Origin of the sequence: Sorangium sp. So ce296 (assembly GCF_051529605.1) — a bacterium.
Taxonomy (GTDB): Bacteria; Myxococcota_A; Polyangia; order Polyangiales; family Polyangiaceae; genus Sorangium; species Sorangium cellulosum_D.
Genome location: NZ_CP150325.1, coordinates 3342782 through 3368442 on the forward strand (window position 1 = coordinate 3342782; position 25661 = coordinate 3368442).

A 25661-nucleotide genomic window follows, 5' to 3' on the forward strand; every position below is an offset into this window, starting at 1 on the left:
TCCGCAGAGCGCGATGGCCGCGCCGTACGTCCCGCACGAGCCCGCTCGGCCCCGCCCCCGCATGGTAGCGTCCTCTCATGGAGCTCCGCCTGCGCGGCCTCACCCATCTCGATCCGCTTGCGGTCCCCCTGCCCCACGGCACCGAGGTGACCACCCGCGTCGACCGCCTCCTCGGCGAGCGCCGCGTCCCGCAGGGCGCCGTCGGGCGCGTCGTCGCCTCGGCGGGCGCGGAGCTCGACGTCATGATCGTCGGCGTCGGCGTCGTCCGCTACCGCCGCGACGAGCTCGTCCCGCGCAAGGCCGGACAGGTGCGGCACGCGGAGCGGCGCAGCGCCGCGTGGGACGCGCTCCGGCCCGCCGTCGTCCTCGAGGCCGTCGTGGGGTCGCGCGCGTGGGGGCTCGCCCACGAGGGGTCCGACACCGACCGGCGCGGCGTCTTCGCCCTCCCGTTCCCCTGGACCACCGGCCTCGCCGAGCCGCCGCGGGACCTCGTGAGCGCCGACGGCAGCGCCTCGTACTGGGAGGTCGAGAAGGCCATCCGGCAGGCCCTGCGCGCCGATCCGAACACCCTCGAGCTGCTCTTCGTCCGCACCGCAGAGGCGCGCGACGAGATCGGCGCGTGGATCCTCGAGGCGCGCACCGCGTTCGTGTCGTCGGCCATCTACGGCAGCTTCGGCCGCTACGCGCTCTCGCAGCTCAAGCGGCTCTCGCAGGCGCACCGGCTCGCCGAGCACCGGGAGCGCGTGCTCGACTGGCTCGCGGACGACCCGTCGCTGTCGCTCGACGACGTCGCCCGGAAGCTCGCCGCCATCAGCCCGCGCGCCGCGCCCACCGAGGCCGACCGCGAGCTCCAGGCGAAGGAGCACATCAAGCAGCTCTACCGCTCGCTCCACGACCAGGGCCTCCTGCCCGCGCGCGACTTCGCCTCGCTCGCCGCCTTCGCCCGCGAGGGCCGGACCTCGCTCGACCTGTCCCGCGATCTCCGCCCCAAGAACGCCTACAACCTCGTGCGCCTCATCGCGACCGCCATCCGCTGGCTGCGCGACGGCGAGATCGACCTGGCCGTGCAGGGCGAGCTGCGCGAGACGCTCCTCGCCATCAAGGCCGGCGCCTGGCCGCTCGACCGGACGATCGCGCTCGCCGAGGCGATGACGCCCGAGCTGGAGGCCGCCCGGCTCGCGACGAAGCTGCCCCAGCACCCCGACGTGCCCCGCGCCGACGCGCTCCTCCGGCGCGTCCGCGAGGAGGTCGCGAGGCGCCACCTGGCCGCGGCGCCGGGCCCGCTCGGCAAGGACGCGCCCCCCGCGCCCGTCGCCGTCTGGGACGACGGGGGTGCGGGCGTCGCGCGCGGCGCCGGCGAAGACGGCGAGGGCGACGGCGGCGACGGCGGCGACGAGAGAAAGGACGACGCATGAACACGCAGGTGCTCGAAGCACATCAGCAGGAGGTCGTGGCGCGCGTCATCGCCGAGGAGGAGGCGAAGCGGCCGCACCTCGTCATCGCCCTGAGCGGCGCGCACGCGTACGGCTTCCCCTCCCCGGACAGCGATGTCGACCTCAAGGCGGTGCACGTCGAGCCGACCGCGCGGCTGCTCGGCCTGCTCCGCGGCGGCGCGAGCCCCACGCGCATGGAGGTCATCGACGGGGTCGAGATCGACTACACGTCGAACGAGATCCACCCCGTGCTCCTCGGCGTGCTCCAGGGCAACGGCAACTACATCGAGCGGATCCTCGGCTCCCTCCAGCTCCACGTCGATCCGGATCTCGCCTCGCTCCGCCCGCTCGTCGCCGAGGCCCTCTCGCGGCGGATCTTCCGCCATTACGTCGGCTTCGCCACGAGCCAGCTCCGCGCCTGGGAGGCGGGCGGCCGCACGTCGGCGAAGCAGCTGCTCTACGTCCTCCGGACCGCGCTGACCGGCGCCCACGCGCTCCGGACAGGCGAGATCGTCACCGACGTGACCGCGCTGCTCGATCTCTACGGCTTCAGCGCCGCGCGCGAGCTGATCGAGGCCAAGCGGGCCGGCGAGAAGTCGACGCTCTCCGCCGAGGCCGCCGGCCGCTGGGCAGAGCAGATCTCCCGGGCCTTCACGACGCTGGAGGCAGCCCACGATCGCGCCGTGCTGCCGGAGGAGCCGCGCAACCAGGACGACCTCGACGACTGGCTGCTCACGCTGCGCAAGGCGCGGCTCTGAGGCGCGGAGGGAGCTTGAATCGGTGCACCTGCGGATGTGCACCTTGTCCGTCGCCTGGACATCGACATCGAGGACGGGTCGAGGCGACGGGCGCGATGATCACCGCTGCGCCGCAGCCCCACGCGCTGTCCACGCCTCACCGCGGCAGCGAGCAGCCGTCCCCGCACGCCATGCGGCCGTCGCTGCACCGCTTCGCCGGCCCCTGCCCCTGGCACGTGATCGGGCACCCTCGTCCGGTAGCGGTGCACGACACCGCGCACGACCCCGTGCAGGTCACCTCGCACAGGCCGACCTGATTGCACCTCACCACGCTCCCGTCTCCGACGACGGGGACGCACTTGCCCGCGTTCTCGCAGGTATACGAGCACCCCGCGCCGCAGGTCGCCTGGCACGTCTCGACATGACGGCAGTCGACGGCGCAGGCATCCGCACACCGCGTGTCGCACGCCTTGCTGTGATCGCAGGAGGACCGGCAGTCGCCGGCGCAGCGGCTCTCGCAGACGTCGCGCTCGGAGCAGCTCGGCCTGCAGCCGGGCGCGTCGCCACAGGTGAGCTGGCAGCTCTTTGGCACGTTTCCCGGCGTGCCGGGCGCGCAGGTGCAGGGCACGCCCGGCTGGCAGCCGCCGGGGTCGGTCGCGCGCGCCAGGGAGCTCGCGGCGCGGGGGATGTCCTTGAGGGACACCGACGTCGGCGCGCCGCTGCCGGGAGCGTCGCCGGCGCCCTGGCCGCGCGAGCGAAGGAGCAGCAGCGCTGCCCCGAGGCCGACGAAGAAGAGGAGCACCGCCGCCCCGACCACGATGGCGAGCTGTGGCGGCGCAGCCGGCGCGCGCGGCCCTGGCGCGGCGCGCGCCCCCGCCGGCGGCTGGCTCGGCAGCGCCGCAGCCGGCACGGCCGGCGCGGCGATGGGCGCGGCCGGCGCCGCCGTGGCCGGCGGGATCGCGCCGGGCAGCGGCGCCCCGCTCGGCGGTCCACCCGGCATGCCCCGGCCGTGCGCGCGCGTGCGCGCCTCGCCCTCGGCCGCCCCCGCCGTCGCGAAGGGGGGATCCTCGCCCCGGCGCACGGCGCGCACGTCGGCGAGCATCGTTTGCGCGTTCGGGTAGCGCCGCTCGACCTGGAAGGCGAGCGCGCGGTCCACGACCCGCGCGACCCGCGGATCTACGCCGGGCGCCATGGTCGAGAGCGGCGGCGCCGGCGTCGTGCTCATCTTGATGAGGAGCTCTCCCTCGGTGAGCCCGTCCGCGTCGTGGAGCCGCCGGTTCGCGAGCAGCGTGAACATCGTCGCGCCCACCGCGTAGAGGTCGGCCCGCCCGTCCACGTCCCTCCCCAGGATCTGCTCCGGCGCCATGTAGCTCGTCGTGCCCAGCACCGCGCCCGTCCGCGTCTTCAGGCCGGCGCCGCCCTGCTTCATGCGCGCGATCCCGAAATCGAGCACCTTGAGCCGCCCGTCGCGCGTCACGAAGAGGTTGTCCGGCTTGATGTCCCGATGGACGATCCCGGCGTCGTGCGCGGCCCGGAGGACCTCGAGCAGCGTGTCCACGTGGGCGAGGATCTCGGGCAACGAGACGCTGCCGAGCCGCAACGCGCGCTCGCGCAGGCTCTCGCCCTCGAGCAGCTCCATCACCAGGAACGGCTCTCCCTGCTCGGTCACGTCGATGTCGAGGACCTGCACCGCGGCCGGGTGACCGAGGCGCGTGGCGGCGAGCGCCTCCTGCTCGAAGCGGGCGCGGAGCTCGCGGGACACGGCGCCCTCCGGGTGCAGGATCTTGATGGCCACGCGGTGCCCCACGTGATGGGTGGCCGCGTAGACGGCCGCCATCCCGCCCGCCCCGATCAGCGCGTCGAGCCGCCACTTGCCGTGGAGGGTCGCCCCGACGCGGGCTCTCAGCCGCCGAGTCTCTTCCTCTTCCGCTTCCGACATCGGCGCCGAGCCTAGCACGGGCCGCCTCGCGGCCGGCTCGACCGCCACGCCGGGATGGCCCGGAGTCACTGGCCCTCTTCGCTCATCGACGCTCGCGCATCGCGGCCCGCTCCCCGATCGCGTGAGGCGCGCGCCCCGCTCTCCAGAGCGATCACCTCATGCGCGCTGCCGCCAGGGTGCTTGTCGTCACCTGCGCTCGGCGCGCGCGCCCGCGGAGGTGGCTCAGACCCGGCCGCCGCCGCCGGCGCGGCCGCGGCCCACGACGTCCCACGCCGCCGCGACCGCCTCTTCCGCGGTCGCGACCGACGCGATGCGGTCCGAGCGCCGGTCGTCCACGCGCCCTCCGGCGAGCTGCCTCGCCCAGCCGCCGCTCGTCGCGAGCGCGAGCATCGGCTTGCCGAGCTGCCAGGCGACGGCGATCTCGCTCAGCGTGCCCGCGCCCCCGCCGACCACCACGACGACGTCCGCCGCCGCGACGACCAGGATGTTGCGCCCGATCTGCATGCCGGTCGGGATGACGATGTCCACGTACGGGTTGGCCGCGGACGCCTCGTACCCGGGCAGGAGCCCCACGATGTCGCCGTCGCGCCAGGTCGTCGCCTCGCGCCCGCCGCGCGAGACGGCGGCCATCACGCCCCCGAGCCCGCCGGTCACCAGCCGGAACCCCGCCTCGACGGCGCGGCGACCGAGCTCGACGCACACGGCCTCGGTCGCCGCGTCCAGCGCCAGGCCGTTGCCGATCACCGCCATCACGGGGCGGCGCGGCACGTAGGGAGCGATGTCCCGCTTCGTGTCCTCGTCTTCCCGATCGTCGTCCATCACGGCTCCGCTCCGGCGCCCGGGGGACGACGCGTCACGTGGCGCTCGGCCCGGTCGCGAGGCGCATCCTGTCGCTTCCCGCGCAGCGTGGCAAGATCGCTCACCTCGGCGCGCCGGCCGCCTCGGTGACGCGCCCTACTGCTGGCCGGAGTAGAGGCCGTCCACGGCCTCGGCCCAGAGCTTGTTCATGGCGACGCACCCGGCGGCATCCGGGTGCACCTGATCTCTCAGCTGCTCGGGGTGATCCTCGAACCACGCATACAGATCCGGCCCTGGGGGGAGGGCGTTTTCGGCCGTGAGCTCGTCGATCGCCTGGTTGAACACGCCGAGCGCGTCGTGGTGGCCGTCAGGCGAGAACGGGATGCGCGCGAGCACCGGAACGCGGCCCGCCGCCTGGATCTTGTCGATGAGCTCCTGCAGGTTCGACTTGAAGGTGCTCGGGTCGGTCTGGTCCCAGGAGTCGTTGGTGCCGTAGCCGATGGCGAAGAAGTGGTAATCGGGGTTCATCTCCAGGACGTCATCGATGCGATCGAGCGCGCTGGGGCGGTCCGTGCTCTTCGTGAGCTCGCCCCCGATGCCGCCGTTGATCATCGCGGGGTAGTTGGGCTCGTGCGCTGCGTGCACGTTCTCCGCGAAGCTCGGCTGCGTGGCCGGCGTGTCGCGGTCGTAGGCGAACGCCGTGATGCTGTCGCCGAGGAAGAACCACGTGTCCTCCGCGCCGTTCGAGATGTCGTGCACGTCGATCTCGTCGAGCTGGACGCCGGTGTCGTCGGACGTCGCGGGGGCCGCGGTCACGACGAGCCGGACCCAGCTCTGGCCGCTGAAGTCGAAGCTGTGAGCGCGCGTGCGGACCGGGTTGTCGGTCACCTCGGCGACGCTCTTCCAGGTGCCGTCCGAGCCGTTCGTGGAGTCGCTCGATGTCTCCACGCGGTAGGCGCCCGGCGCCCCGTATTGCACGTCCGTGTAGTTGTAGTTGTACGACGCCGTCCAGCTCAGGAGCAGCCGATCGTACCCGTCGCCGACCTGGATGGCGATCCAGGCCGGCGCGCCCGCGGTGGGCTTGCCCGCGATCCAGGTCCCCGCCGACCTGTACTTGCCGTCGTTGATGACCGACGCCGTTCCCCTCGAGGCGAAGGCGGGCTTGCCGCGCGAGATGATGGGGTTGGGCGTGATCCCCGACGCGGAGGGACCGCCGCCGGCGCCACCGTCGCCGCCGTCGCCGCCGCTGCCGCCGCCACCGGTGCTCCCGGAGCCGCCGGTGCCGCCGCCCGCGCCGCCGCTTCCCTGGGCGGAGGTGCTCCCCGAGCTCCCGGAGCTCGCGGACGCGCCCCCTGTGCCCCCGGAGCTCGCGGACGCGCCGCCGTCATCGTCCGAGCAGGCCGGCAGGAGCGCGACCGTCCCAAGCGCAAGAACCAGGAAGGCTGACTGTTGGATTGAACGCAAAGCCATCGAAACTGACCTCCAGGGCCGGGCACTCTGGGGCATTGGGGCGTCACGATCAACAGCGGAGTCGACCTCCGCCATCAAGAAGATGAACCGGTAAAGTTTCACGGACTGGGCGACGGTGACGGAAGCCTCGACCCAGCGCCCGCAGGGCGCAGTCATCTACTGCACCGGTAAATCTACAGAGACAACGTTCGCTGCGAGGGTCGGAGGGCATCGGTAGACTCTCGGGCAGTTACGATCATGGTGGTTGTTCAAGCGACGTGCCTGGCTCATGCGATGGCTCCCGCACGGGTCGAGCAGCCGCGTCCCACCCAGTCAATTCGGGCACCCTCGTGGATCGGTCACATCGTGAGCCTTCCGGTGCGCTGCGGCGCACGCCCCTGGGCTTGCAGCCACACCTCGATGCCGCGCGGGGATACGCGCCGCGTGCCCGGCGGGCCGGGGCGTGGGACGGGCGGGCGGGCCGTCGCCAGCCGGAGGCTGCACGGATCCACGGCTGCCGGCGCGCAGCCTTCCTGGCGCGAGGATCCGTCGCAGCCAGAGGCGCCGTCAGCGCGCCCGGAACGCGGCGCACGGATCTCCGTCCGACACGCGCGGCGTGAACCACACGAAATCGAACGGCAGCGTCGCCGTCGAGAACTGCGCGGCGTACCGGGTGGGCTCCTGCACGCCGCGCTGCACCTGCAAGAACGCCAGGCTCAGCACCTCCGCGCCGGGCGCCTCGAGCGATAGCCAGTACGGCACACCGCGGTCGCGCCGCGCGTGACCCGCGCCGGCGATCAACACGGCGCCGCCGGCCTCCGCGCGCACCATGGCCTGCGCCAGCTGGGCGTCGCGCGCGCGTTGCGCGAGCGCCATCGTCGGGATCAGCCGCTCGGGCAGGTGCCCGCAGTGCGAGTCGCGGAGCTCCTGCTCCAGCGACTCCTGCTCGGCGGCCGGGAGCGGCTGCTCGAGCCGCAGCTCGGCCGCCCGCTCGGGCGAGATGCCCTGCAGGCCTTGCCGCGCGAGCGCCCGCGCCTCCTCCTGCGCCACGTTGCCGCCCACGATCGGCAACCCGAAGCGAAAGGCGACGTCGAAGATCGGCAGGTACTCCGAATAGGGCGGCCAGCTCGTCCTCTCCCAGCCGATCCACGCGCCGAAGCCGGCGGCCTCTCGCCGCGTCGCCGTGTAGCCCGCGATGGCCGGCTGCTGCTGCGCCTCCAGCATCTCGAACACCACCCGCGGGCGCCGCCCTCCTGCCGCCACCTGCTCCAGCACGCGCGCCTGGAGCCGATGGTGGTCCGGGTTGTCGTGCCGCTCGCCGAGCAACACGAACCGCGCGGCGGCGAGCCGCGGCGTGAGCGCAGCGACGTCGACGAACGCGCCCCCCTTCACGTCCCATAGCTTGCCGACGAGCGCGTGATCGCGATCGAGCGCCGACCGCCATGGCTCCGCGCCGCCCGGCGGCGCCTTCGCGTGCGCAGCGCCGCCGCTCGGCGCCGCCGGAGCGCGCGCGGGCGGCGAGGGCGAACAGGCGAGCAGCATCGCCGCGCAAGCGACGCCGGCGAGACGGCGCGCGCGCGGCAGCGGAGACCGTCGGGCGGCGTCGAGCGAGCACATCAGCTTCGGTGTCGGCATGGTCGTTCCGGTGGCCACGCCAGCGTAGCAGCTCGATCGCGCGCTTCCCCCTACCCGCCCTCCGCTACCACCTCGCTCCAGTCGATCTCGAACCGCGCCAGGTACTTCCGCAGCCGGTCCGCGTCGTTGACGCTCTTCTTCTTCGCCCGCGACGCCGCGAACAGCACCCGCCCCGCCTCCGACAGCGATCGCGCGCTCTTCAATACCCGCAGCACCTCGGCGAGCTGCACCCGGTCGAACGGATCGAGCGCCGCCGCCCGCCGCGCGCCGAGCGCCGCGACCAAGAGGTCCTCCCCGCCCTCCCCCGCTCCCGCGCCGCCCGCCGCCGGCGCCCGCCGCCACGCCTCGGCCAGCCGCGCGATCTCCTCCTCCACGATCGGCAGCCCGATGCGCCCCCCGGGCGCGAGCGTCGCCATCCGCGTCACGGCCGCGTTGAAGTCGCGGAAGTTGCCGGGCCACAGCGCCTCCCGCGACGTCGCGAACCGGAGGAACCGCTCGCGCGCGTCGTCACGACCAGCAACCGGGTCGTGCATTTGTGCTGTGTCCTTGTCTGCGCGATGTACGCCGACCCACGTACGGCCTGTACGGCTCCGGGTCGAGCTGGAGCTGGATGACGATCCTCGTCGTGCCCTTGCGCGCCCGAGTACGACGGCGGGCCGAGGCATGACTCGGGATGCAGAGCGTGAGTAAAATCACTGTCGCTTGACAACACCCTTGGGCACGATTCATTGCTCGACGGTTCGTCTGCGCGAGCTCATTCGCCCAGCAAGGTCATCAGCGGCGCGAGCTCGGCGGCGATCTCGTTCCCCGGAGGCAGGCGATATGCAGCAGCCAACGTTCGCACCAGAGCTCTGTGGAATCCCTTCTCGCCGAGAGCGGATGCGAGCCGACGGAGCACCGGCGGATCCGGATCACGGCCCAGAAAGCGTGCGATCGACCGCGGATGCTCCACCTCTGGGATCGTCCGGGCCGAACCCCTCGAGATGGCGCGAACATGGGCGGCGATCGTTCTCGGCCGATCCAGACGTAATGCGCTCCGAAACAACCGTGCAGTCTTGGAGCCAGCGGGTCTTTGGGCAGACCAACTCTCGCGCATGACCTGTTGAACAGCGGCGCGCATAGCCGTCGACAGCCTACAAAGAAACCTCGCCCTGAGAGCCCAGCATCGGGCACCGAACAGCTTACCGATGGGCCCAGCTACAGAGCGCGTAGCGCCCGATGCAACGGGGATGTCCACGTCGCCTTCCGCTCCCAGCCAGCGAAGCTCGAGGGCCACACGCACGGCCGCGAGCGCCCAGGCGAGCTCTGAAGCGCTCTCCTCCACAGAGCGAGACGGCTCGTCCATCGCGAGCAAAATCGACTGTATGACGGAAAGCCCAACACTCGCCTCCAGCTCCCAGATCCGCGAGATCATCCGCCGGCGGAACGTCAGATCTCCAGCCCGCTTTATCAACTCTAGTAGCTCCTCGCATCGACGACCCTGTTTATGTGCATCCTGCACACAGTCCAGCACAAGGTCGGCAATGACACAATCTCGTATCGTCGCCATGTCGAGTCGCTCCACGCCGGAGTCCGAGCGCATGGTCGACCAAAGGCAGCGGAGCTGCTCGCCGTTCAGGAGACGAGCATCGCCGACGAGGCCATCGGGTACCATCTTCGTCAAAAACCACTTGGCCAGCTTGTCGTCCGAAGCGACGGACGATGGCGCGCCCTCCCCGATGCTGACCTCTATGGTGCCCGTGGGTACAGGTCCATCCGCGATATGAAATACCCCAAGACGAGGCCTTCGCGCGGGCAACGACCTCAGTCCGACCCCGATCGACATGCCACCACCGACGTCAGGTGGGAATAGATCAAGCAGAACCACGCAGAACGTCAGCTCGTTCGCCCCGCGTCTGGGCACGACGATCACAGTTCGCTCTTGCAGAAGCGCGACCCAAGCTTGGCACAAAGCGCCCATCTCCGGCCACATCGGAGCGCTCGTCGTTGACGGAGAGAAGTCCTCCAACGTTCCTCGACATCCAAACGACGGCAATGCATGAAGCATAGAACGCACATCGATGCCATGTTGACTGCTCATGGACGATGAGACGACAGCGAACGCGCGCTCGATATGCGATCTTGCTCGCGCGGCAGGGGTGACCCTACGAGTCATGAAAGCGAGATACCCGAGACATTGATCGGACACGACAAGCGGCGTCAAGACGCAGCTCACCGACTTTTCTGCGGTATCCCACCGATCGGCCTCCTGGAGGCACTGCCGCTCGAGGTCCTTTCCGAGGCCCACGCTGCGCGCGACGATCTCGTAGCCGTCAGATCCATATCCTAGCAGGAACCGATGAACCATCCTATCGACCATGACTGTTCGCGCACCATCAGACCGAGCATCACCATTCGCACACACCACTCACGCAGTCAGCAGGACGAACCCATCCTTCAAGCAAGCTCTCATGGACGGCAGCGTAGACGCTCGCTCTCGTCTTCGCAGTTTTCCAATGCACGCCGCACGATCTCCTGCTCGCGCTCGGCGATGGACTTTTCATAATACTCACGCGCCACGTCCCAATCTCCCTCCTCAGCCGCAATACGGCCCATGTTGTAGAGCAGGGACGCCTTCCACCATCGCGATGGGCTGTTCCCCAGCCCCGCCGAACACGCCGCTTTCGCATAAGAAAGACGGAGGTCCTTGAGATGCTCATAGCAGCGATCGCTCCACCCCTTCCCTCCCTCGAGGTCCTCGAAGTTCACATCCTCAGGTGCAGGCGCGGGGAGAAAAGTGACGACGTTTCGATGCATCCAGCCTGTGATCGAAGCCCCGTTGCGCGCATGAGATACATGCAGCCAGACGCTGTCAGATGAGCGCTCGAGCACGCTGAGGCGCGTCCCGGGGCTGATTCCGTTTAGACCTTGATCGATCTCCTCAACGGGATCGGCCCCCAGAGCAGGTGCCTGCCGGAGCATCCCGCCCCTGAACCGGCGTGCCACCTCTGCAGGTTGGCCGCGTACCTGCTGTGCCTCCTTGCTCGGCGATCCACGCTCGGCAGGTTTGCGCGGCTCTTGCGCTGGGCCACCTGCCTGGTCCACGGGACCCGTACCAGGACGTGGTTGTTCCTTCGAATTGCCGTCCAACGAGGAAACTGGAGGCGCATCGGCAGCAGCAGTTCGCTCGACGGAGGGCCGAAGAGTTGCGTACTCGGAGTTCCGTCTTTGTTGGCCGTTGCTCAGCATGGCAGCAACTATCACAGTGACGACCACGGCGAGCACGAATCCCAAAGCTCGCAAACTCGAACCGCGCATTTCATTAGCACGGCCCTCCGCGTCACGGCGCCCCCTTTCGGCTGCCATGATCTGGCGCCCAATCATCTGGTCTACCAGATAAGCGAACCCGATCACTGGGCTATGATGACCGAGAGATGCATCCCTGTTGGAAGCTGCGAAATTATAGAATTGATAAGAACGATACCGCTCGCGCATCCACTGCGAGACGTGTTCGAAGATACCCGACACATCCCGATCTATCTCCTCATAAACTCTCATTCTGGCATTTATGCTCTCCGGGTTGGTCCACGTATTCGGCTCGGGCCAGGCAGCCCGATACCTATGATACAGCCGGCTCTTGGCCTCCTCATGACCGGCGTCGGTGTCTCCGAGAAATACCAAATCCGCGAACCCCATCTGAACTGCAAAGGGAATCGTGGCCGCCGAAACCCTTAGCCGGCTCAGCGCTTGTTCGCAAAACGCCATGGCACTGTCAATTCGCTCTCGCACCTCCTCGATATGGGGCACCGATGGCTGCGGATGATCATCAAACGGCTTAAATTGTTCTTGATACAGCCTGAGGCGGCTTGGATGTACGAAGCCAGCGCGCGGCACCGCCTCGCTTTGTTTCAGCGCGGGCGGAGGAACGCAGATGAGGACAGCACCGATACGCCCTGCCACTTGCTCGAGTTGCTCACGGTACGTTCCCGCCATCTCATTGCGCGGATTTACTATCTCACCAGGAACATCGAGCACGCGGACGTAACGATCATCGATTTTGATTCGGTACTCCTCGATTCTGGATGTCGCCTCCGGCGACTTCGTGTCGATCTGCAGCTTCACGGCTACGTTGTCGCGGATCTCCTCCATGCGCAGATGAAGGTTCCAGCTCGCTCTCGTGCTCGACTTGCCGGACATGCGGCGAGCAACAAGGAGTATGGCCGGTTCCTCGTCGCGGTTTATGATAGGAGTACCACTCATGGCTCATCCAACGACACCACGCCAGAGCCCCTCGAGCAGCGAGATCGCAAACCCGGTCATTCGAACCCGCTCACCTCTTCCGATCCATTCGGCGCTCGGGATCCCGTCGAGATCACCCGGAGCAATTCGATCAGTCAAAAAGTGCAATCGCTGGTTGCGAGAGCCACGGAGCGTGAGGCGGCTCGCCTCTTCCGCTTTATAGGGTCCGTCGATCAGCAGATCCACTTCACGTAGCAGGAGCTTGCTGTGAGGCACAACTCCGTCTTCGAGTTGCTCTCGCGTGTAGCCCGAGAACGCTACCACGTCAGATCCATCGGAGCGCAGGATGCGGCAGACCGCGGCCAGAGCCCTGGCCTGCTCGAAAGGCTCGCCGCCGCTCAGTGTTACACCCCGCAAGCTGGGTGTAGATCTGTACCAGCGCACGACCGACTCAGTATCGCACACGCGCACCGGTCTTGCCGACCAGGTGTGTGGGTTGTGGCAGCCAGGGCAATGGATGGAACATCCCTGAACCCAGAGGACCGCTCGGGCCCCCGGACCGTTGGCGAACGAAGGTGCAACAGCATCAGCCAGGTTCAATAACATGTCGTCCCTCACTGAGCCTTGCGCCCGACCGATACCGTCTCGTGGACCACATCGGGGTCTTCGACGGACGTCGACGAGCACGTCATCGGCAGCGCGAGTTCGATGCCGTCCTCGGCATACAGATGCACCTCTCCGCCTTGCTTGCGTAAAGCCGTCAGCCAACGGTCGTATCCGCCGTGCACGCACGCGGGGCCGTCCAACTCCTCGGGACCTCTGATCTGCGTCAGCTCCTCGTCTAGCAGGCTATGCCACTTGGCAGACACCTGAGCTATCGACGCCAGCACGCCGTGCTCGTTGTGCAGTTCAGCGGTCCAAGCACCGAGCGCTTCGTTGTAAGTAGCAGGGGTCGAGCTGAGCCTTGCAGCCTCCCCTCCGCGCAACAGGACCTCCACGATTGACCGTGCGTGTTCTGCGAGGAATTCGTTCAAATTCGCCAGTATTGGAGCCGCGCCACGCCAGTCATCCGAAGCTAGAACATCATGGAGCTTGTAGATCTCCGCTGAGAAGCCCGGCCACCAAGCCTCCAGGCGCTGCGACCAGGCTGGCTGCGCGAGCGTATGGATCACCTCCTCCAGCCGCACCCGACGCGCGGCGAGGTGCAGTTCGAGATACGACGCGCGTAGAATCTGGACAGCAGAGCGGACAGCTGATATACGCGCTGGATCCGGAGCGCGAAGGAATGCCTCTACTTTCTGCCTGGCGACCTTCACGTCTCGATCGAGCTGCACTTCGGCGATCTCGCACGCCTCGACGAACCCGGTAGCGCTCTCCGCGGCGCGAATACAGCCATCCAGCGCCTGCAATGTCGCCTTGTCGCAACACCACCGGGAGACGGCTCTCTCCAGCGCAGCGACGTCCTCTGCCTTCGAAAATTCAACCTGCATTCGTTGTCGAACCGAGAGGAGATCAGGGAACGTGTTGGACAGCGCCGCTCCGATCCGATCGGTCAGGCAGGTCATGCTCTTTACCATTCGCGTCTGTGCCTGTAGATCCGCCACGGAAGCAGATCCTTCGAGAACGGCGGTGGCCTCTCCCAGCGCGTTGCCGACACAGGGCAGATTGATCGCAGCGAGCCGTCGTTCCAAGATCTGGATCTCGGTGGACAGATCCTTACGGGCGCCCTCGAGGGCGAGCCGTTCGGCCTCACGGCGCGCGCGCTCCTCCGCTGCCCGGCGCGCGCGCTCCTCGGCCTCACGGCGCGCGCGCTCTTCCGCTGCCCGGCGCGCACGCTCTTCCGCTGCCCGGCGCGCGCGCTCCTCGGCCTCACGGCGCGCACGCTCCTCGGCCTCACGGCGCGCGCGCTCCTCGGCCTCACGGCGCGCACGCTCTTCCGCTGCACGCTGCAGCCACTCCATCTCGACTCGGTGGTTCCTTACTGTGGCGCACTTGTTCCCGCTCATTGCTCCGGGCCCTCATCGGCATCAGGCGACGGAACCGCCTTCGCCGGCTCAGCGTTCTCATCTTCAAGCACCCAGTCCACCAACGAACCGCGCTGGTTGGCCCTTGGTTGCGTGACCTCTGGCCCAGCGACACGCTCCGCACGAGGCGTTGCAGCCGCCTGCGGCGGCCGCCGAGGTCCCTGCTCCCCGCCAACCACCGGGCGAGGCTGTCGGGCCCCGGTGGCGGCTGCTGGCTGCGATGGCGACCTTTTGGGCGGCGGGTTCTGCCGCTGATACTCGAAGGCGGGCGGCTCTCCCATTCTGAGCCGGTCCCAGCACCGCTCGATCTGGGAAGCAAATTTCTCGCGAATGCTGGTCCTGTCTTGCTCGTCGAGACGGGCCCCGCGGTGCCGCGCCTGCCATCCCTCGACCAGGGTGTCCGCCAGCTTTTCAGGAGAGTGTCGTCGATCGAGATGGAACTCGCAGACCGCAGTGAGGTCACCCACCCGGACTGTGACATACATATGCGTGGCCTCCTCGCAGGCGCAGCCCTGGCCGGGAGCGTGTCATTCCTGATTATCAGGTGAACCCGATGTCCTGTCTACCCGATCCATCCACTCGATGTTGATTGACCCATGGACGGACGCCGTCGATGCCTGAGTCTCCATGCAGGTGGGCCCCTGTGAGCGATGCTCTTCTTGTGCTCACACGGACCGCTCAGGCGGCTCGGCTATCGTCGCGCTCTGCGGGTACCTGGAGCTTCGGACGCCAAGATCGCTGCGCTGGAGCTCACCGTCGCGAACCGTCCGTTCCTGCATACCTGGACGCGCTCATCCGCTCCGCTGCTGGCTATGCTACCCGCCCTCCGCTACCACCTCGCTCCAGTCGATCTCGAACCGCGCCAGGTACTTCCGCAGCCGGTCCGCGTCGTTGACGCTCTTCTTCTTCGCCCGCGACGCCGCGAACAGCACCCGCCCCGCCTCCGACAGCGATCGCGCGCTCTTCAATACCCGCAGCACCTCGGCGAGCTGCACCCGGTCGAACGGATCGAGCGCCGCCGCCCGCCGCGCGCCGAGCGCCGCGACCAAGAGGTCCTCCCCGCCCTCCCCCGCTCCCGCGCCGCCCGCGCCCCCAGCCGCCGGCGCCCGCCGCCACGCCTCGGCCAGCCGCGCGATCTCCTCCTCCACGATCGGCAGCCCGATGCGCCCCCCGGGCGCGAGCGTCGCCATCCGCGTCACGGCCGCGTTGAAGTCGCGGAAGTTGCCGGGCCACATCGCCTCCCGCGACGTCGCGAACCGGAGGAACCGCTCGCGCGCGTCGCGGCTCATCGTGATCCGCACGCCGAGCAGCCGCGCCGAGGCGTCGAGCTCGTAATCGAGGTTCGGCTCGATGTCCTCGACCCGATCCCGGAGCCCCGGCAGCCGGAAGGTCCACAGGTTGATCCGCGCCAGGAGATCCTCCCGGAAGCGCCCCGCCGCGACCTCCAGCGACAGATCGCGGTTCGTGCCGGCAAGGAGCTGGAACTCGCTCCGCACCTCGCGGTCGGAGCCGACCGGCAAGAACGCCTTCTCCTCGATCGCGCGCAGCAGCATCGCCTGCTCGTCCGCGCCGAGCTCGCCGATCTCGTCGAGGAACAGCACCCCCTCGTGCGCCTTGCGCAGCAGGCCCGGGCGGTCCTTGAGCGCGCCCGTGAACGCGCCCTTCGTGTGCCCGAACAGCGCCGACATCGCCCCGTCGCCGCGGATCGTCGCGCAGTTCAGATCCACGAAGTCGCCGCTCACCTGCCGGCGGCCCTTCTTGAGATCGTAGATCTTCCGCGCGAGCTGCGATTTGCCCGCCCCCGTCGGGCCCATGAGCAAGATCGGCGCGCGCGACGCGATCGCCACGTGCTCGATCCGCTCGATCAGCCGGTTGTATCCCGCGTTGCGCGTCTCGATACCGCTCTTCAAGAACGACACCGCCTCGCGCTGCTCCTTCTGGAAGCGCGAGGCGATGCGGTCGTACTTCGAGAGGTCGAGATCGATGATCGTGAACGACCCGGCCGCGAGCTCCGCCCGGTCGCGCTTCGGCGGCGACGTCTGGATGAGCCGGCCGGGCAAATAACGCGACTCGGTGAGCAGAAACAGGCAGATCTGCGCGACGTGCGTGCCCGTCGTGATGTGGATGAGGTACTCCTCCCGGTCCGGCGCGAACGGGTACGCCCGCGCGAAGTCGTGCAGCGCGCCGTACACCGCCTCGAAGTCCCACGGGTCGTCCAGCTCGAGCACGTGACCGCGGATGTCCGTCTCCGGCGAGACGTGCCGCACATCGCCCATCACCGTCTCGGCCAGCCCGTCGAACCGGCGCTGGTAGAGCAGCTCGAACCGGTCGACGATCAGGTCCTCGTGCTGGCAGAGCGCCACGCTCGGACGCCACCGCGACCAGCGCTCCGGCGTCTTGCCGGTGTCCAGCGTCGGGCCGAGCATGCCGAGGACCACCGTGGATTTGCGCGTCATAGAAGCTTCTCTAGACGCTTTATACATCCAGATAAGCGCCGCGGCCAGCGCCCTCCGATCGCCGGGATTTCGGGTGGCACGCGCCGTGCGATACGTGGACGTCGGACGTCGGACGTCGGACGCCGGAACACCGGAGTGCCGGAACGCCTGAACCGAACGACGCAGGCGTGACCCAACCATCACCGAACCCGGGGCGCGCGTCGGACGGCGCGCCCCTTCCCGGAGATCCTGCCATGGAGCGAAGCTACAACGTCATCCCCACCGACTCGGGCGTGCCCATCAAGGCGTGGACCGTCGGCGTGCCGTTCGAGCCCGCCGCCGAGGCGCAGCTCAAGAACATCGCCGCGCTGCCGTTCATCCACAAGTGGATCGCCGTCATGCCCGACGCCCACCAGGGCATCGGCGCGACGGTGGGGAGCGTCGTCGCGACGCACGGCGCGGTCATCCCGGCGGCCGTCGGCGTCGATATCGGCTGCGGGATGATGGCGGCGCGCACGAGCCTCCGCGCGTCGGACCTGCCGGACTCGCTGCGCGCGCTCCGGACCGCCATCGAGGAGGCGGTGCCGCACGGCCGCACCGACAACGGCGGGAAGAACGACCGCGGCGCGTGGCGCTCGCCCCCGCCGGCCCAGCTCGAGGCGTGGGCCGCGCTCGAGCCGCGGTACCGGCAGATCGTCGAGAAGCACCCGCGCCTCGGGCGCGGCTCGGCCATCGAGCACCTCGGCACGCTCGGGACCGGCAACCACTTCATCGAGCTCTGCCTCGACGAGGACGACCGCGTCTGGGTGATGCTGCACAGCGGATCGCGCGGGGTCGGCAACCGCGTCGGGAGCTACTTCATCGAGCTCGCCAAGCAGGAGATGAGGCGCTTCTTCGTGAACCTGCCCGACGCGAACCTCGCCTACCTGCCGGAGGGGACGAGGCACTACCACGACTACATGCAGGCGGTGTCGTGGGCGCAGGACTTCGCGGCCGTGAACCGGGAGCTGATGATGGCGCAGGTGGTGGGCGCGCTCCGCGCGTCGGGCGAGCTGCCGCCCTTCGACGCGGCCGTCGAGGCGGTGAACTGCCACCACAACTACGTGGCGCGAGAGCACCACTACGGAAAGGACGTCCTCGTGACGCGCAAGGGCGCCGTGCGCGCGCGGGCGGGCGATCTCGGGATCATCCCGGGCAGCATGGGCGCGCGCTCATTCATCGTCCGCGGGCTCGGCAACCCGGAGAGCTTCTGCAGCTCGAGCCACGGCGCCGGCCGCGTGATGTCGCGGACCGAGGCGCGCCGCCGCTTCAGCGTCGCCGAGCACGAGGCCGCGACCGCCGGCGTCGAGTGCCGCAAGGACGAGGCCGTGATCGACGAGACGCCGGCGGCGTACAAGCCGATCGACGACGTGATGCGGGCGCAGCGCGACCTCGTCGAGATCGTGCACACGCTGCGGCAGGTCGTGTGCGTGAAGGGGTGAGCCGCGGCCCGGGGTCGTGGTATCGGTCGTCCAGGGAGAGTCGACTGCCATGCTGACCATCGATGGATCCGTCGGAGAGGGAGGGGGCCAGATCCTCCGCACGACGCTCTGCCTCTCGCTGATCACGCAGACGCCCGTCCGGATCACCTCGATCCGCAAGGGCCGCGCGCGCCCGGGGCTGATGCGGCAGCACCTCACCTCGGTCCAGGCCGCCGCCCAGGTCGGCCGCGCCGAGGTGTCGGGCGCCGCGCTCGGCTCGCAGGAGATCGTCTTCCGGCCGACGGCGATCGTGCCCGGCGAACACACGTTCCGGGTCGGCAGCGCGGGGAGCACGACGCTCGTGCTGCAGACCGTCCTGCCGGCGCTGCTCCGCGCGCCCGCGCCGTCGACGCTCACGCTCGAGGGCGGCACGCACAACCCCATGGCGCCGCCGTTCGATTTCCTGGACCTCGCCTACCTGCCGCTCGTGCGGCGGATGGGGCCGGACGTCACCGCCACGCTGGTGACGCCCGGCTTCTATCCCGCGGGCGGCGGGCTCGCCCGCGTCTCGATCGCGCCCTCGCCCGCGCTCGCGCCGCTCGAGCTGCTCTCGCGCGGGGAGATCCGCGGCCGGAGGGCGGTGGCGACGGTGTCGAACCTCCCGAGCTCCGTCGCGATGCGCGAGCTCGGCGCGGCGGCGGCGGTGCTCGGCTGGGAGCCGGCCTGCTTCAAGCCGAACGTGCTGACGGGCGGCCACGGCCCGGGCAACGTGATCACGATCGCCGTCGAGAGCGAGCACGTGACCGAGGTCTTCACCGGGTTCGGCGAGAAGGGCGTTCGCGCGGAGTCGGTCGCCGCGAAGGCCGCCGAGGAGGCGCGCGATTACCTCGCGGCGGGCGTGCCGGTGGGCGAGCACCTGGCCGATCAGCTGCTCTTGCCCATCGCCCTCGCGGGGCGCGGCGCCTTCCGGACCGTCCGCCCCTCGTCGCACACGACGACCCACCTCGAGCTGCTGCGCGATCTCCTCGGCATCCGCGCGTCGGTGGAGCAGGTCTCCGAGCATGCGTGGCAAATCGAGATCGGGCGTTGAGCGCCGGGCGGCTCGACAGACGACATCGGTCGCCGCAGCGAGGTTCGCCGTCTCCAGGCGCAGGATGGGAACTCACCACCAGACAGCCATGAAGCTGCTCGGCGCCCCCGGGCGCGATTGACGGCGGCGTCCCGGTCGTGCCACATCACGGCGGGCGCGCGGCGCGCTCGTCGCGGGCTCCTCCGCGGCGGGAGGGCGCGCGCCCCGGACGGCAGCGACGCGGAAGGCGAGACAATGGCGAAGCGCGACTACCTCAAGATCACGGACATGACCCTGGCCGAAGCGCACCGCGTGCTCAGGCTCGCCGCGCGCCTGAAGGAGGAGCCGAAGGGGCGGCGCGCGACGCTGCTCGCCGGCAGGTCGGTCGCGGTCGTGCTGGAGAAGGCGAGCACCCGCACGCGCGTGTCGTTCGAGGTCGGGATCGCGCAGCTCGGCGCCCAGCCGGTCGTGCTGAGCACCCAGGGCAGCCAGCTCGCGCGCGGCGAGCCGATCCGCGACACGGCCCGCGTGCTCGCCCGGTACTGCGACGCGATCGCGTTCCGAACGTCGTCGACCGCGCGCCTGCTCGAGATGGCCGAGGCGAGCGTGCCGGTGATCAACGCGCTCTCGGACGACGGGCACCCGGTGCAGGTGCTCAGCGACATCTTCACGATCGAGGAGGCGCTCGCGGCGGGCGGGGACAGGACCGGCATCGCCGGCCGGCGCATCGCGTTCCTCGGCGACTGCTCGAGCAACATGGCGCGCTCGTGGCTCGAGGCGGCGCCGCTCTTCGACTTCCACCTCGTGCTCGCCGGGCCCGAGGGGTACATGCCGCCCGCGGACGAGGTCGCGCGGGCGCGGGCGACAGGCCACGTCACCCTCGTGAACGACCCGCGCGAAGGCGCGGCGGGGGCAGACGTGGTGAACACCGATGTGTGGGCGAGCATGGGCCAGGAGGGCGAGGCGGAGCGGCGCCGCGCCGCGTTCGCCGGCTGGACGGTGGACGCCGGGGTGATGGGCAAGGCCGCGCCGCACGCGCTCGTGCTCCACTGCCTGCCGGCGCACCGGGGCGAGGAGATCGACGACGAGACGCTGGAGGGGCCGCGCTCGCGCGTGTGGGACCAGGCCGAGAACCGGCTGCACGTGCAGAAGGCGCTGATGCTCTGGCTGCTCGGCGTCGAGCTGGCCTGAGGCTCGGAACAGACGGAATCTGACCGCCGTCAAACGGAGGTCAGGCGGAGTCAGGCGGAGAGAGAGCAGGAGTGTCATCCAGCCCTCCCCTCCGCCGTCATGAGCGGGGCACCGACGCAATAGGCAGTCGGGAACAGCCCTAGGTTCGACGCGCGCCGACAGGCGAGCTCTTGCGCGGCCTCATCCGACGTGACCCGACGCGACGCTCCAACGCGCTGCCGCGCTCGACGCGCCGCTCCCAGCCGGGCCACATGCGCGGAATGATCCGCTCGACCGATGTGTTCGATCGTGCATGCGGCGAGTTCGTTCATGGTGAACACGCCGCCGGACTCTGGTGGGCAATCTCGCAGCGGCCATGTGGTCTCACCCGATACCGCACGATGTGACCGCGATGGGCGATCTCATCTGTGCTTGAGACCACATCGCTCGTTTCGGGATCGCCCCGGGGGACGACGAAGGGTTCTCCCCGATTGCGACTCGGGCCGCTGCGCTCCACTGTGGTGGTCCACGCGATGAGCTGTGCCAGGGTCGCTGTGAGCAGCGTCGCGGCGCGTGGTTGAACCACATTTGACGTTGTTTCACAACGCAACGAAGGAGTTGCCACCATGCGAAATCGATTCGACAGGGACATGGATTACGGTCGAGACGAGCGCGGCTGGGATGAGCGCCAAGGACAGGGAGGGAGCTGGGACGAGCGCCAGGCACAAGGCAGCAGGTGGGACGAGCGCCAGGGACAGGGCGGAGGCTGGGACGAGCGCTACGGCCGGCCCCGGGGCAGCTTCCAGGAGCGCAGCTGGTCGCGCGACGAGCACCGCACCTCGGGCTACGACCAGGACCGCGACCACGGGCGCGCGATGCAGCGCGGCTACGGCGGCGAGCATACCTACGACCAGGGCCGCTTCTCCGGTCGCGACGGCGGCTTCGACCGCGACTACAACCGCAACTTCGGCGGCGGCTATGGCCGCGACTACCGCGGCGAGCACGAGGGCAGCTTCGGCGGCGGGTACGGCCGCGACTACCGCGGCGAGCACGACGGCAGCTTCGGCGGCTACGGCCGCGACTACCGCGGCGACTACAACCGCAGCTTCGGTGGCGAGTACAACAGGAGCTTCGGCGGCGGGTACGGCCGCGACTACCGCGGCGAGCACGAGGGCAGCTTCGGCGGCGGGTACGGCCGCGATTACCGCGGCGACTACAACCGCGGCTTCGGCAGCCCCTACGGCCGCGACGACAACCGCGGCTGGGGCCGCGACGACAACCGCGGCTGGGGCCGCGATCAGGACCGCGAATACGGCCAGGACTTCGTTCGCACGGTCCGCGACGCGGGCCGCTCCGCGATGCAGAACGTCAGCGGCGCGCTGAGCAACATCGGAGAGCGCGTGCGCAGCGCGCTCGGCCGCGGGCCCAAGGGCTACAAGCGGTCCGACGAGCGCATCCGCGAAGATGTCTGCGAGCTGCTCTCGGATCGCGACGATATCGATGTCAGCGAGGTCACTGTCCGTGTTCAGAACAGCGAGGTCACGCTGGAGGGTACGGTCAGCGAGCGCCACCACAGGCGCCTCATCGAGCAGATCGCCGAGAACGTCCGCGGCGTGGAGGACGTGCACAACCAGATCCGCATCAAGCGGGCCGCCGAGACGACGACCGCGACGACCGCGACGACGGGCATGACCGGCGCGACGGCCTCGACGGGCGCGCAGCAGAGCGCGTCTCGCCCCATGGCGAACGACGTCGCCCATCGCTGACCTCGCCCGGCAACCGCGACGGCAGGACCAGCGCAGCGCCAGCGCCGGGCGCTGGGCCTCGCCGGCTCACGGCCGGCCGGCGAGCTCCACGACCACCTTCACCAGGCCGGCGGGGTCGATCGGCTTGGCGACGTGCTTCTGGAAGCCGGCCGAGAGGGCCCTCCTCTGGTCCTCGATCCGCGCATAGGCGGTCAGGGCCACCGCGGGGATCCCCCGGATCTCGGCCCGGCCCGCCGCGCGCACCTGCCGTATCAGCGTGTAGCCGCTCTCCCCCGGCATGCCGATGTCGCTCACCAGCACATCGGGCCTCAGCCGCTCCAGGACGCCCATGGCCTCGCCCATCGAGCCCGCCGTGGTGACCTGCGCGCCCGCGCCCTCCAGCAGGAACGCGATCATCTCGCGGGCGTCCGGCTCGTCGTCGACGAGGAGGACGTGGAGGCCGCAGAGCGGCGCCGGCTCCCCCTCCTCGAGCGCGACGCGCCACGGCGCGGGCGGCGGCTCCTCGCGCGCGCTGGAGGGCGCCGCGTTCAGGGGGAGCATCACCGTGAACGTGGCGCCGCTTCCCTCGCCCTGGCTCTCCGCGTCCACCGTGCCCCCGTGCAGCTCGACGAGGTGGCGGACGATGGCGAGCCCCAGGCCGAGGCCGCCGTGCGCCCTCGTCGGCGAGGAGTCGCCCTGGCGGAAGCGGTCGAAGACATACGGCAAGAACGACCTGGCGATGCCCTTGCCGTTGTCGGTGACCGCGATCACGACCTGCGCGTCGCTCCGGCCCACCCGGACCGTCACCCGACCTCGCTTCGGGGTGAACTTGACCGCGTTGGAGAGCAGATTCCACATGACCTGCTGGAGGCGGTCCGGATCGCCGCTCATCTCGTCGGGCGCGTCGTCGAGCTCGACGCAGATCTCGATGTCCTTCGCCCTCGCCGTGGGCGTGAGGGTGTCCACGGCGGCCTCGACGACGGCCGCGAGGTCGACCGCGGCCGTGTTCAGCCGCAGCTTGCCGGTGATGATCCGGGAGACCGTGAGGATGTCGTCGACGATCTGCGCCTGCGCGTGGGCGTTCCGCTCGATGGCCGCCATCCCCTGCTTCACGCGGTCCGGGCCGAGCTCCCGCTCCTTGATCAGCCGCGCCCAGCCCAGGATCGCGGTGAGCGGCGTCCGCAGCTCGTGAGAGACGGTCGCGAGGAACTCGTCCTTCATGCGGTTCGCGTCCTCGGCCCGGAGGCGATCCTTCTCCGACTGGGCGAGCGCCTGCTGCTCGCGGCGGAGCAGGTCCGCGCGCTCTCGCTCGAGCTGCTTCAGCTCGGTGATGTCGACGACGGCGCCCGTCAAGAACAGCGGCGAGCCGCCCCGATCGACGATGAGCCGCCCGCGGTCGTGGACCCACCGGATCGCCCCGTCGGGGCGGACGATGCGATGGATCATGTCGTAGACGTGCTGTTCCCGGAGGGCCCGCTGGTGCGCCGCGGCCACCGCGTCGCGGTCCTCCGGGTGCACGCGGCTCAGCCAGTCGTCCATCGGCTGCGTCGTCTCGCGCTCTTCCAGGCCGAGGATGCGGTTGAGGCTCGCGTCCCTCGTATCGGAGAGGGTGGTGAGGTCGATCCTCCACGTGCCCACGTCCGCCGCCCACGTCGCGAGCCGGAGCCGGTCCTCTCGATCCTGGAGCGCGCTCTCGATCCGGAACCGCTCGCTCAGGTCGACCGTCAAGCCCACCATGCGGATCGGCGCGCCGCGCGCGTCGCGGAGCACGGCCCCGCGATCGAACACGTGGGCGACGGAGCCGTCGCCGCGGTAGATGCGGTACTGGTCCGACCAGCTGTCGCCGCTGCCGCGGAGGAGCTCCTCGAAGCCGCGCGCCACGCGATCGCGATCCTCGGGCAGCAGGCGGGTGAACCACCAGGCGCCCGTGGGCGACGTCTGCTCGGGAGCGTAGCGGAAGACCTCATGAAAGGTCTCGTTGCGCTCGACCTGGTCCGTCCGGAGGTCCCAGTCCCAGATCGGGTCCTTGACCGCTCGCGCGAGGAGGCGATAGCGCTCGCGCTGTACGTCCTCCAGGCGCGCGTCGAGCTCGACCGCGGCGGCCTCGCCAGCGCGCTCGCCGACGCCCTCGGGCTCGGGAGGCGCCTGCCCGTCCGCGCTGGCGAGCGCCACCGCGGCCTGATCCGCGAGCGCCGCGAGCAACCAGGCATCCTCGTCCGAGGCCTGAAGGAAGCGCTCGACCGCGAGCACGCCGGAGATGCGGTCGCGGAGGACCAAGGGGGCGGCGACGACATGGGCCGACCCGTGCAGCGCGCGCGCGACCCCCTCGTCGAAGCTCGGCAGCGGGCGGCCGCGGAGCTCGGCGACCAGCGCCGGGTCGAGCCCCAGCGAGGACCGGACGACCGGCCGCCCCTCGTCGTCGTTCAGGATCAACACGGCCCTGCCGGCGCCCCCCAGCTGCCGCGCCGCCGAGAGGACGGTCTCCTGGATCTCGCGCGCGGAGCGCGCCACCGCGAGCGCGCGACCGGCCTCGGTCAGCACACGCACCTGCGACCGAGATCTGCTCTCGAGATCGACCACGGAGGGACGGGCCTCGGCCGGATAATACGGGAATTCTCGCCGATGGTGGATGTGCATCCCTGACCGGAGCAGCCGAGCACGCTCGGCGCACGGCGCAGCCACGCCAGGGCGCGAGCGGGCGGTGTATACCTCTTGTGAAACTGTAATAGGAGCGTGCGGACATGCGCGCCAGCCAGGCCGAGGACAAGCGTGCGCACAAAACTTGGCCCTGGATCCGGATTCCTGCGCAAACGCGCGCTGCGTGGAATTCCGCGACATCCCGCCGGAGCTCCTCCTGGCCGTGGCCGGCGCGGCGCTCTTCTTCGGGCTGGTCCAGACGCTCCGGCTCGCGTGGCGGAGCGCCCGGCAGCGGCGCCGGATCGAGCGCTGCCGGGAGCAGGGCGCCGCGGGGGAGGCGCGCGCCGAGGCGCTCCTCCGCGAGCTCGGGTACACGATCGTTGGCCGGCAGGTCGCGGTCTCCTATGGAGTCCAGATCGACGGCGAGCCGTTCACCGTCGGGCTCCGCGCGGACTACCTCGTGGCGCACGGCCAGAGGCGGTATGTCGCCGAGGTGAAGACAGGCCGGCTCGCGCCGCGCATCGACACGCCGGCCACGCGGCGGCAGCTGCTCGAGTACCGGCTCGCGTTCGACGTCGACGGGGTGCTCCTGGTCGACGCGGAGTCCCGGCGGGTGCGGTCGGTGGTGTTCCCGCTGCCCGCCGGCGCCGCGGGGCGCGAGCCCCCCGGCGCGCGCATCGCGTGGTTCCTCGCGGCGGTCGTGGCGGGCCTCGTGGCCGCGATGGCGGCGCGCGCCGGCGGGTGACGCGGGGCCTCCGTCCTCGTCCCCCGTCCCCCGTCTGCGTCTGGCCTCCGCGTGCGCGTGCGCGTGCGCGCTGACTCCGGGGAATCGCGCACGCGCACGCGCACGAAGGACGCGCACGGAAGACGGAAGACGGAAGACGGAAGACGGAAGACGGAAGACCGTGTCAG

At 70.1% G+C, this 25661-nt stretch carries 18 protein-coding genes; 7 read left to right on the plus strand and 11 right to left on the minus strand.

The window, feature by feature from the left end:
* The first annotated feature begins 77 nt into the window (after positions 1-77).
* A complete protein-coding gene (locus WME98_RS12630) occupies positions 78-1415 on the plus strand; it encodes a DNA polymerase beta superfamily protein (protein WP_437951558.1) in 1338 nt (445 codons plus the stop codon).
* Positions 1412-2191, plus strand: a complete 780-nt coding sequence (locus WME98_RS12635; protein ID WP_437951559.1) for a nucleotidyltransferase domain-containing protein — start codon at positions 1412-1414, stop codon at positions 2189-2191. The genes WME98_RS12630 and WME98_RS12635 overlap by 4 nt, the downstream gene beginning before the upstream one ends.
* Before the next feature lie 136 nt (positions 2192-2327).
* On the opposite strand, the gene WME98_RS12640 is transcribed toward WME98_RS12635, so the two are convergent.
* The 10 genes from WME98_RS12640 to rtcR all read right to left on the minus strand — a co-directional run bounded on the left by WME98_RS12640 (position 2328) and on the right by rtcR (position 16689).
* The gene (locus WME98_RS12640) at positions 2328-4109 is read right to left on the minus strand and encodes a serine/threonine protein kinase (RefSeq protein ID WP_437951560.1); all 1782 of its coding nucleotides are present in this window, start codon (positions 4107-4109) and stop codon (positions 2328-2330) included.
* Between the two features lie 222 nt (positions 4110-4331).
* Positions 4332-4928: a TIGR00725 family protein gene (locus WME98_RS12645; protein ID WP_437333568.1), complete on the minus strand. Its 597-nt coding sequence runs from the start codon at positions 4926-4928 to the stop codon at positions 4332-4334.
* Between the two features lie 135 nt (positions 4929-5063).
* Positions 5064-6377, minus strand: a complete 1314-nt coding sequence (locus tag WME98_RS12650; protein WP_437951561.1) for an SGNH/GDSL hydrolase family protein — start codon at positions 6375-6377, stop codon at positions 5064-5066.
* 546 nt (positions 6378-6923) lie between these two features.
* A complete protein-coding gene (locus tag WME98_RS12655; RefSeq protein ID WP_437951562.1) occupies positions 6924-7991 on the minus strand; it encodes a ChaN family lipoprotein in 1068 nt (355 codons plus the stop codon).
* Between the two features lie 50 nt (positions 7992-8041).
* A complete protein-coding gene (locus WME98_RS12660) occupies positions 8042-8524 on the minus strand; it encodes a hypothetical protein (RefSeq protein ID WP_437951563.1) in 483 nt (160 codons plus the stop codon).
* Positions 8525-8745: 221 nt separating this feature from the next.
* Complete coding sequence (locus WME98_RS12665) at positions 8746-9903, minus strand: hypothetical protein (RefSeq protein ID WP_437951564.1); 1158 nt, start codon at positions 9901-9903, stop codon at positions 8746-8748.
* 536 nt (positions 9904-10439) lie between these two features.
* Entirely contained in the window at positions 10440-12230 is a 1791-nt protein-coding gene (locus WME98_RS12670; RefSeq protein WP_437951565.1) for a tetratricopeptide repeat protein, read from the minus strand.
* 3 nt (positions 12231-12233) lie between these two features.
* Positions 12234-12815 carry a 4Fe-4S single cluster domain-containing protein gene (locus tag WME98_RS12675; protein WP_437951566.1) on the minus strand — a complete coding sequence of 194 codons (582 nt, stop codon included), beginning with the start codon at positions 12813-12815 and terminating at the stop codon, positions 12234-12236.
* A gap of 8 nt (positions 12816-12823) precedes the next feature.
* Positions 12824-14170 carry a hypothetical protein gene (locus WME98_RS12680; protein ID WP_437951567.1) on the minus strand — a complete coding sequence of 449 codons (1347 nt, stop codon included), beginning with the start codon at positions 14168-14170 and terminating at the stop codon, positions 12824-12826.
* Positions 14171-15048: 878 nt separating this feature from the next.
* Positions 15049-16689 (minus strand): RNA repair transcriptional activator RtcR, encoded by a 1641-nt coding sequence (rtcR, locus tag WME98_RS12685; protein WP_437951568.1) that lies wholly within the window; start codon positions 16687-16689, stop codon positions 15049-15051.
* Positions 16690-16922: 233 nt separating this feature from the next.
* Between rtcR and WME98_RS12690 the strand changes: the two genes are divergently transcribed.
* The 4 genes from WME98_RS12690 (at position 16923) to WME98_RS12705 (ending at position 22133) form a co-directional block, all read left to right on the plus strand.
* Positions 16923-18149 (plus strand): RtcB family protein, encoded by a 1227-nt coding sequence (locus WME98_RS12690; RefSeq protein ID WP_437951569.1) that lies wholly within the window; start codon positions 16923-16925, stop codon positions 18147-18149.
* A 49-nt stretch (positions 18150-18198) separates the two neighbouring features.
* Positions 18199-19218 carry an RNA 3'-terminal phosphate cyclase gene (gene rtcA / locus WME98_RS12695; RefSeq protein ID WP_437951570.1) on the plus strand — a complete coding sequence of 340 codons (1020 nt, stop codon included), beginning with the start codon at positions 18199-18201 and terminating at the stop codon, positions 19216-19218.
* A 234-nt stretch (positions 19219-19452) separates the two neighbouring features.
* Positions 19453-20388, plus strand: coding sequence for an ornithine carbamoyltransferase (argF, locus tag WME98_RS12700; protein WP_437951571.1), 936 nt, complete (start codon positions 19453-19455; stop codon positions 20386-20388).
* A 605-nt stretch (positions 20389-20993) separates the two neighbouring features.
* A complete protein-coding gene (locus tag WME98_RS12705; protein WP_437951572.1) occupies positions 20994-22133 on the plus strand; it encodes a BON domain-containing protein in 1140 nt (379 codons plus the stop codon).
* A gap of 66 nt (positions 22134-22199) precedes the next feature.
* Here the strand turns inward: WME98_RS12705 and WME98_RS12710 are convergent, their stop codons facing one another.
* Positions 22200-24659 carry a PAS domain-containing protein gene (locus tag WME98_RS12710; RefSeq protein WP_437951573.1) on the minus strand — a complete coding sequence of 820 codons (2460 nt, stop codon included), beginning with the start codon at positions 24657-24659 and terminating at the stop codon, positions 22200-22202.
* A 274-nt stretch (positions 24660-24933) separates the two neighbouring features.
* Between WME98_RS12710 and WME98_RS12715 the strand changes: the two genes are divergently transcribed.
* Positions 24934-25494, plus strand: coding sequence for a hypothetical protein (locus WME98_RS12715; protein ID WP_437951574.1), 561 nt, complete (start codon positions 24934-24936; stop codon positions 25492-25494).
* Positions 25495-25661: the final 167 nt, after the last annotated feature.

Coding starts and splice junctions, on each gene's coding strand:
- WME98_RS12630 (WP_437951558.1), top strand. CDS start 78: ATGGAGCTCCGCCTGCGCGGCCTCACCCATCTCGATCCGCTTGCGGTC.
- WME98_RS12635 (WP_437951559.1), top strand. CDS start 1,412: ATGAACACGCAGGTGCTCGAAGCACATCAGCAGGAGGTCGTGGCGCGC.
- WME98_RS12640 (WP_437951560.1), bottom strand. CDS start 4,109: ATGTCGGAAGCGGAAGAGGAAGAGACTCGGCGGCTGAGAGCCCGCGTC.
- WME98_RS12645 (WP_437333568.1), bottom strand. CDS start 4,928: ATGGACGACGATCGGGAAGACGAGGACACGAAGCGGGACATCGCTCCC.
- WME98_RS12650 (WP_437951561.1), bottom strand. CDS start 6,377: ATGGCTTTGCGTTCAATCCAACAGTCAGCCTTCCTGGTTCTTGCGCTT.
- WME98_RS12655 (WP_437951562.1), bottom strand. CDS start 7,991: ATGCCGACACCGAAGCTGATGTGCTCGCTCGACGCCGCCCGACGGTCT.
- WME98_RS12660 (WP_437951563.1), bottom strand. CDS start 8,524: ATGCACGACCCGGTTGCTGGTCGTGACGACGCGCGCGAGCGGTTCCTC.
- WME98_RS12670 (WP_437951565.1), bottom strand. CDS start 12,230: ATGAGTGGTACTCCTATCATAAACCGCGACGAGGAACCGGCCATACTC.
- WME98_RS12675 (WP_437951566.1), bottom strand. CDS start 12,815: ATGTTATTGAACCTGGCTGATGCTGTTGCACCTTCGTTCGCCAACGGT.
- WME98_RS12680 (WP_437951567.1), bottom strand. CDS start 14,170: ATGGAGTGGCTGCAGCGTGCAGCGGAAGAGCGTGCGCGCCGTGAGGCC.
- rtcR (WP_437951568.1), bottom strand. CDS start 16,689: ATGACGCGCAAATCCACGGTGGTCCTCGGCATGCTCGGCCCGACGCTG.
- WME98_RS12690 (WP_437951569.1), top strand. CDS start 16,923: ATGGAGCGAAGCTACAACGTCATCCCCACCGACTCGGGCGTGCCCATC.
- rtcA (WP_437951570.1), top strand. CDS start 18,199: ATGCTGACCATCGATGGATCCGTCGGAGAGGGAGGGGGCCAGATCCTC.
- argF (WP_437951571.1), top strand. CDS start 19,453: ATGGCGAAGCGCGACTACCTCAAGATCACGGACATGACCCTGGCCGAA.
- WME98_RS12705 (WP_437951572.1), top strand. CDS start 20,994: ATGCGAAATCGATTCGACAGGGACATGGATTACGGTCGAGACGAGCGC.